This is a genomic window from Tistrella bauzanensis, assembly GCF_014636235.1.
Lineage (GTDB): Bacteria > Pseudomonadota > Alphaproteobacteria > Tistrellales > Tistrellaceae > Tistrella > Tistrella bauzanensis.
Map to the genome: position 1 here is coordinate 42,170 of NZ_BMDZ01000043.1, position 6,154 is coordinate 48,323.

The following is a 6,154-nucleotide window of genomic DNA, read 5'->3' on the forward strand; positions in this document are numbered from 1 at the left end:
GGAGATCATCCCTTCGCGAACCGCGTGACGGGGGAAAGCCGCTGTAGAATCTGAGGCGGCGGCCCCGAATGCGCGGCCTGATCTTCAAGCGCGGCGCGCAGTTCAGGCGCCACATCCACGCCAATGGTGCGATCGTCCGGAGACACATGGATGGATGTGACCCTGCCGATGAAGACCGGGCGGCCGTCATCCACCCGCCGTGCCGCCGCCAGCAGATGCACCGTGCGGGTGCCGATCCCGCCCGGATGGATCTCGATGTCGAAGACGTCGCCGGGCCAGAGCGGACCAAGGAACTCGATCTCGAGTCCCTTTCCCGGCGCCCGGTGCTGAACGCCCGCCGGCAGGGCCGGCTGCACCACGTGCTGCCCGAAGAGCTGGCAGGCATCGAGCATGTAGAGCGGAAACTTCCCGGCATAGACCACGCCGGCCGGGTCGCAATCCGACCAGCGCACGCAACGGCGCACCGTGAAGGGCCGCATCGACACGACCCCCTCCTGCGGCGGCGGCAGACCGGACGAGCCGTCGGATGCCGCCGTCATGCGCTTAGCCCCAGCGCGATGTTGTGCGCGTGGCGCGGCACGATGTGGCGGGCATAGAATTCCGGCGCATAGGCCTTCAACCGCTCGTCATCGACCCGGCCGGTCCGAGTGAGGAAATCATGGACGAAGCTGACCAGGTCGGTCTGCATCGCACCGCGGACGTCTTCGTACCACGCATAGCTTCGGGCGGTCGCATCGGTGAACAGATCGCGCACCGGCTTGCGCGCGGCGACGAAACGGTCCAGAGCCTCGGCCACGGGGCCGCCGTCGACGAGCGCGTCATGCAGGGCCACGGCGTCGTCCATGGCAAGCCGCGTGCCCGAGCCGATCGAGAAATGCGCGACACGCAGGGCGTCGCCGATCAGAACTGCCCGGCCGTCGGTCCAGCGCTCGGCGACCCTGGCATCGAAACGCCGCCAGACCGACTTGTTCTCAAGCAGCCGCCCCCCGTCGAGCACGTCGGCATAGATGTGCTCGATCAACGCCTTGCGCTGGGCATCGGTCATGCGGTCCAGGCCACACGCCGTCCAGGTCTGCGCATCACATTCGGCAACGAATGTGCTCAGACCCGGGGCATAGGTGTAGTAGTGGGCGATGAAGCAGCCGCCGCGATGATAGCGGAAGATCAGCGCATTCGGCTTCAGTGCCCGGTCGACGCCGTACCAGGCAAAGCGGTTGTCAAGCTGCTGTGTTCTGACAGGAAAGGCCTCTGGCCAGATCCCGCGGACCACCGAGTTGGCCCCGTCGGCACCCACGATCAGGTCATAGCCGTCCAGATCCCCGGCGCGTTCGACACGCCGATCATGAACCACCTGCACGCCGACATCGGCGCAGAGGCGGCCGAGGATCTGCAACAGGGTCAGCCGCGCGATCGCGCCAGAATTGCCCGGGTAGTCCAGCAGCAGCGCCTCGCCGTTCAGCCCGATCTTCTGCGTGCTTGAGAACACCATGGCCTTGGTGAGGGCGTCGACGCTTTCGGGATCCACCTCTCGCAGACGATCCCGCGCGGGACCGGCCAGCACCACACCGAAGCCATAGGTCGCGTCGCGCGCGTTCTGCTCAAACACCCGAACCTCGGCGCCCGGCCGGCTGCGCTTGATCAGCCGGGCGAAGAACAGGCCGGAGGGTCCGCCACCAACAATGGCGATCTTCATAGTCTGGAGCTCCTTCACTCTCGCACGGGCATTGGCATCGGCACTCTCGTGCCGGCACTTTTGCGCTGGCACTTTTGCACTGGCACATTTGAGCTGGCACATTTGAGCTGGCATTCTGGCGCCGGAATCAGGCGGATACGGCGCCGAGCGCACGCTCTGCCCTCAAGATCGCCGCGATGCGTTCAACCAGCAGGGGTTTCGATGGCTTGCCCGATCCGGTCAACGGAAAGTCGGCCACGACTTCGATCCGTTCGGGCCATTTGAACTTGGCCATGCCGCGGGCTTCGAGGTACGCGCCAAGCTGTCGCACGTCCGGCACCGGGACACCGGGAGCCGCGATCACGACCGCGCACATCCGCTCGCCATAGACCGGGTCGGGCATCGGTACACAAAGCACCGCACCAATCGCCGGATGGTCGAGCAGGACACGTTCGACTTCGGAACAGTTGATCTTCTCGCCGCCGCGGCTGACGACGTCCTTCACCCGGCCGTCGAAGGTGAGATGCAGCACGCCGTCGATGCGGCGAATGCTCATCAGATCACCGGACCTGACATAGCCGTCGGCGGTGAAGGCGTCGCGGTTGCGCTCTTCGGCATCATAATAGCCCCGGGTGGAACTGGGCCCGCGGAAGACCATCTCGCCGATCACACCGTCGGCCAGCGGCTCGCCGGTTTCCGGATCCTGAATACGGATGTCTGTATGGGGGTCGATCGGCCGGCCAACTGTATCGGACAGGATGTCGAGGGGATCGCCGATGGTGCTGTAGCAGATGATCCCCTCGGTCATACCATAGAGGGTGACGGCGGAAGCGCCGGTCTTCTCGGCCAGCGGGCGCGCGAAGCCGGCGGCGATCTGTACCGCCCGGCGCAGATCGTCCATGGAAAGCAGCTGCTGCGCCATCAGCCGGTACATCAGCGGTGGCGGTACCGCCATCAGGGTCGGCCGGCGGCTGCGGATCAGGGCAGCCATAGCCTCAGGCGTGGGCGTGGGCAGGCAGACCACCTCGCCGCCCTCCCAGAATGTCGACCCCCAGTAGCACACGATAGGCGCGTTGTGCATCATCGGCGCGGCCGAAAACGACACCGTCTCGTGACTCAGCCGGTGGAACGCCCCCGCCGCCCGGATCTGCCACAGATACTCGTTGTGGAAACGCGGGATGATCTTCGGGATACCGCTGGTGCCGCCTGAAAGCTGGAACACCGCGACCTGGGCGGGGTCGCGCTCCACACCGGCGATCCGGCTGCGGGCCGCGGCCGCATCGATCCCGGCGACAAGCGTCTGCAGCGCATGGAAGCCCGGACGGTCCTCTGTCTCGCCGCGGGCGACGATCACATGTTCAAGGCCCGGCACCGCCTGACGCATCTCGTCGGCGAACCGGGCGAAATCGAATTTCGGATCGTCGGTGCAGATGACATGGGCACGGGCACCCGAATGACGCGCCAGATAGCCGATCTCGTGCGCGCGGTGTGCGGTGAGGGTGCAAACCGGGATCACGCCGGCCTTGAGGCAGGCGAACAGGCAGAGCACCAGTTCGCGGCTGTTGGACATCTGGAAAATGGCCCGATCGAGCGGCTGCAACCCGATCCCCAGCAGGGCGGCACCCAGCCGTGTCGCCAGATCATCGACCTCGCCATGGGTCCAGGTACCGTCGGGATCGGTCAGCGCCGGCCGTGCGGCATGGCGCTCGGCGATCCGCTCATAGGCCTCGGGCATGGTCACATCATCGAATATCCCCAGCGCCTCGTGTCGAGCGACGTCATCCCCGGACGGATAGACGACGCCCGCGATGGGGGTCCGGACGATGGGCATGGTTTCCTCCCCTCCTTATTCGTTGAGGAGACCATAGCGCCGCCCGATCGCCTCGAACAACAATTTCGTCAATTATTCTTCATTATCGTAAAATCTTCCTGGCGCGAGGGCTCAGAGCATCTGCTCCAGCCGCCCGATATGCTGGCGCAGGCCGTCGAGCACAGCATCGACCGTGCCGGCCGCGGCACTGTCGCGATCGAGCCTGAGCGATCGTACCGCCATCTCGCCCATGGCCTCGGCCAGTTCGGCCGCATCCGGCGGGCGCGACGCGTCGTGCCACCGCACCGTTCAGGCAGCCATGCCGATCACCGCCAGCGCCGCGACCCGATCGTCGACCGGCCGGAAGACGCCGGCCAGCACACCGTCACGGATGATCCGGCGGCAATTGTTGAGATAGCGGCGTTTCGAGGCGGCATGGCGTGCGGCAAGGGCCGGCGGCAGGGCCGCCTCGGTCACCGCCATCATCCGCATGAGCACCTGACGGCCCAGAATGCCCGTGACATGGCGGCGGACCACGTCGCGCAATTGCGCCTCCGGACCCGCCGTCGACAACCGGGACTGCGCCAGCCAGATCTCGATCGGCCGCTCCGATACCTCGGCGACGATCGCCTCAAGCAGCGCCTCCTTGTTCTCGAAATAATAGTAGATGGCGGCCCGGCTCAACCCGACCGCATCGGCGATGTCGGTCAGGCTGGTGCCGGCAAAACCCTTGCGGGCGAACAGGATGCACGCCTTGTCCTTGATCTCGCGTTCAAGCAGTGCCTTGCGGCGCTCGCGGCCCATGCCCGGTTCGTTTCCATCCGTTCCGCTCATCCGTATCTCCCGCCCGTTCTCTGGGGAATCCACCGCGTCTGTCGTCGTGGCTGTTGACATTCCCGCAGATTTTAAACGAGATAGTTAAAAATTCCACGCAAACGTAAAAACGTGGGCATGACGGGAGAAACGAACATGATGGGCACATACAGGCACCACCGCATGACTGCGGCGGTCGTCGCCGGCCTTACCCTTGCGTCAGCGCTGCCTGCCCTTGCGGTGCCGGCAGCGGCGGCAGGCCAGACACTCACCTACAGCGATTACGGCACCGCGCGTGGCGTTCAGGGCATCGCCCTCACCAAATTCGCCGAACAGTTGCAGGACATGACGGATGGCGACCTCAAGCTCCGCATCACCTTTGGCGGCGCGCTGATCGCGCTGCGCGATGTTCTGCGCGGCGTCGGCGACGGTGTTGCGGATATGGCACCGTCATCGCGGTCAGCACGCCCATCGAACTGTTCAACTTCCGGGCCGCCGACCTCAATGGTCGCAAGGTGCGGGCCAACCCGCCGCATTCGCTGGCCTTCGAAGCCTTCGGTGCGATCCCGGTCTCGGTTGCCTTCACCGATGTCTATCAGTCGCTCAATCGCGGGCTGATCGACTGCGCCCAGACCTATATTCCGGCCACCATTCCGTTTCGCCATTTCGAGGTGGCCAAGCACGTGACCATCCTCGATTTCGGCCAGAATCCGGGCTTCGGCGCCGGGATGAACGAGCGCAGTTTCCAGCGCCTGCCGGCCGACCGGCAGGCAATGCTGCTCGAAGCCGCAAGCGACCTGTCGACCGCCAGCACGCGCATCAACGTCGAGACCACCGCCTCCGCAGCTCGAAGCGGCCTATGGCGTCACCTTCCACACCCTTTCGGCGGACGACCACGCGCGGTTGCTCGACGCCGGCAAGATCACTGTCGATGCCTTTCTCGACAAGGGCGATCCTGCCGTGCTCGAACAGTTCCAGGCCCTTCAGGCGACCTATCAGGCGGAATTCGAGCGGGAGGGGTATCCGTGGGCGCGCAAGTAAGGGCGGTTGCGCGACCCGTGCCCTGGGTCTTCGCCGCCGAAAAGGTGCTGGGCGCGATCAGCGTCGCGGCACTCTGCTTCTGCGTGCTCTATATCGGTATCGCCGTGGCCGGCACGCTGGCAGGCCTGGTGCCCCCGGACGAAGACCTGCTGGTGGCGGAGGCCGATGGTTCATCATCGCCTTCCTGCCGCAATGGCTGCTGGTCCGGCGGCGTCGCCATGTGGCCGTCGACGCACTGGCGCGGCTGGCGCCACGATCCGTGCAGCGGGGGCTGGATGTCCTGGCGTCCCTGTGCGGCGTCGCCGCCTATGGTGTCCTTGGCTGGGCGGCCTGGATCGCCTTCGACCGCGCCTGGCTGAGCGGCTCGCTCTATATCGGCGAGCTGGAACTCATGGCCTGGCCCGGACGCCTGCTGGTGGTCCTGGGGCTCGCGGGCGGGCTCGCCGCCTGCCTGCTTGATCTCGTGCGCAGGCTGACCAGCGGGGAGGAAAACGAATGACTCCGGCCTATGCCATGGGGGCCACCCTCATCACCGTGCTCGGTCTCGTGGGTCTGCGCGTGCCGATCGCCTTCGCGCTGATCCTGGGCGCCGTCACCGGGCTTCTGTTCATCTATGGCTGGTATCCGGGCGAGGCCTTCGATCCCGAGGCCGCCCTCCGGCCGATGATGTCGGTGCTGGCCGATGTGCCCTTCCAGTTCGTCCATAGCTATGAGTTGAGCACCATCCCGCTCTATCAGGCTGCGGAAAAATCCTTCCCTCATTTTATCCGGCGTGATTCGATCGCGTGGAGCTTTGTTAGGGGGAGATGATGCGGGGC

At 65.7% G+C, this 6,154-nt stretch carries 9 protein-coding genes and 1 pseudogene; 5 read left to right on the forward strand and 5 right to left on the reverse strand.

What is annotated here, in order from left to right; translation table 11 throughout:
• Positions 1-5: 5 nt before the first annotated feature.
• The 5 genes from IEW15_RS16760 to IEW15_RS16780 all read right to left on the reverse strand — a co-directional run bounded on the left by IEW15_RS16760 (position 6) and on the right by IEW15_RS16780 (position 4,316).
• Complete coding sequence (locus tag IEW15_RS16760) at positions 6-479, reverse strand: acyl-CoA thioesterase (protein ID WP_229708186.1); 474 nt, start codon at positions 477-479, stop codon at positions 6-8.
• A gap of 56 nt (positions 480-535) precedes the next feature.
• Entirely contained in the window at positions 536-1,693 is a 1,158-nt protein-coding gene (locus tag IEW15_RS16765) for an FAD-dependent monooxygenase (protein WP_188579969.1), read from the reverse strand.
• A 127-nt stretch (positions 1,694-1,820) separates the two neighbouring features.
• A complete protein-coding gene (locus IEW15_RS16770; RefSeq protein WP_188579970.1) occupies positions 1,821-3,503 on the reverse strand; it encodes an AMP-binding protein in 1,683 nt (560 codons plus the stop codon).
• A gap of 111 nt (positions 3,504-3,614) precedes the next feature.
• Complete coding sequence (locus IEW15_RS16775; protein WP_188579971.1) at positions 3,615-3,788, reverse strand: hypothetical protein; 174 nt, start codon at positions 3,786-3,788, stop codon at positions 3,615-3,617.
• Between the two features lie 3 nt (positions 3,789-3,791).
• On the reverse strand, positions 3,792-4,316 hold the full coding sequence (locus IEW15_RS16780; protein WP_188579972.1) for a TetR/AcrR family transcriptional regulator: 525 nt from the start codon (positions 4,314-4,316) through the stop codon (positions 3,792-3,794).
• A gap of 135 nt (positions 4,317-4,451) precedes the next feature.
• Between IEW15_RS16780 and IEW15_RS16785 the strand changes: the two genes are divergently transcribed.
• The 5 genes and pseudogenes from IEW15_RS16785 to IEW15_RS16795 all read left to right on the forward strand — a co-directional run bounded on the left by IEW15_RS16785 (position 4,452) and on the right by IEW15_RS16795 (position 6,146).
• Positions 4,452-4,913, forward strand: a complete 462-nt coding sequence (locus tag IEW15_RS16785) for a type 2 periplasmic-binding domain-containing protein (protein WP_188579973.1) — start codon at positions 4,452-4,454, stop codon at positions 4,911-4,913.
• Positions 4,811-5,080, forward strand: a pseudogene (locus tag IEW15_RS26775) (C4-dicarboxylate TRAP transporter substrate-binding protein); the annotation flags it as partial. The gene IEW15_RS16785 and the pseudogene IEW15_RS26775, both read left to right, overlap by 103 nt.
• Before the next feature lie 118 nt (positions 5,081-5,198).
• Positions 5,199-5,336 (forward strand): hypothetical protein, encoded by a 138-nt coding sequence (locus IEW15_RS25985; RefSeq protein ID WP_229708187.1) that lies wholly within the window; start codon positions 5,199-5,201, stop codon positions 5,334-5,336.
• 220 nt (positions 5,337-5,556) lie between these two features.
• Complete coding sequence (locus IEW15_RS25990) at positions 5,557-5,835, forward strand: TRAP transporter small permease subunit (protein ID WP_229708188.1); 279 nt, start codon at positions 5,557-5,559, stop codon at positions 5,833-5,835.
• On the forward strand, positions 5,832-6,146 hold the full coding sequence (locus tag IEW15_RS16795; RefSeq protein ID WP_188579975.1) for a hypothetical protein: 315 nt from the start codon (positions 5,832-5,834) through the stop codon (positions 6,144-6,146). Before IEW15_RS25990 ends, IEW15_RS16795 begins: the two co-directional genes overlap by 4 nt.
• The last annotated feature ends 8 nt before the right edge of the window (positions 6,147-6,154 follow it).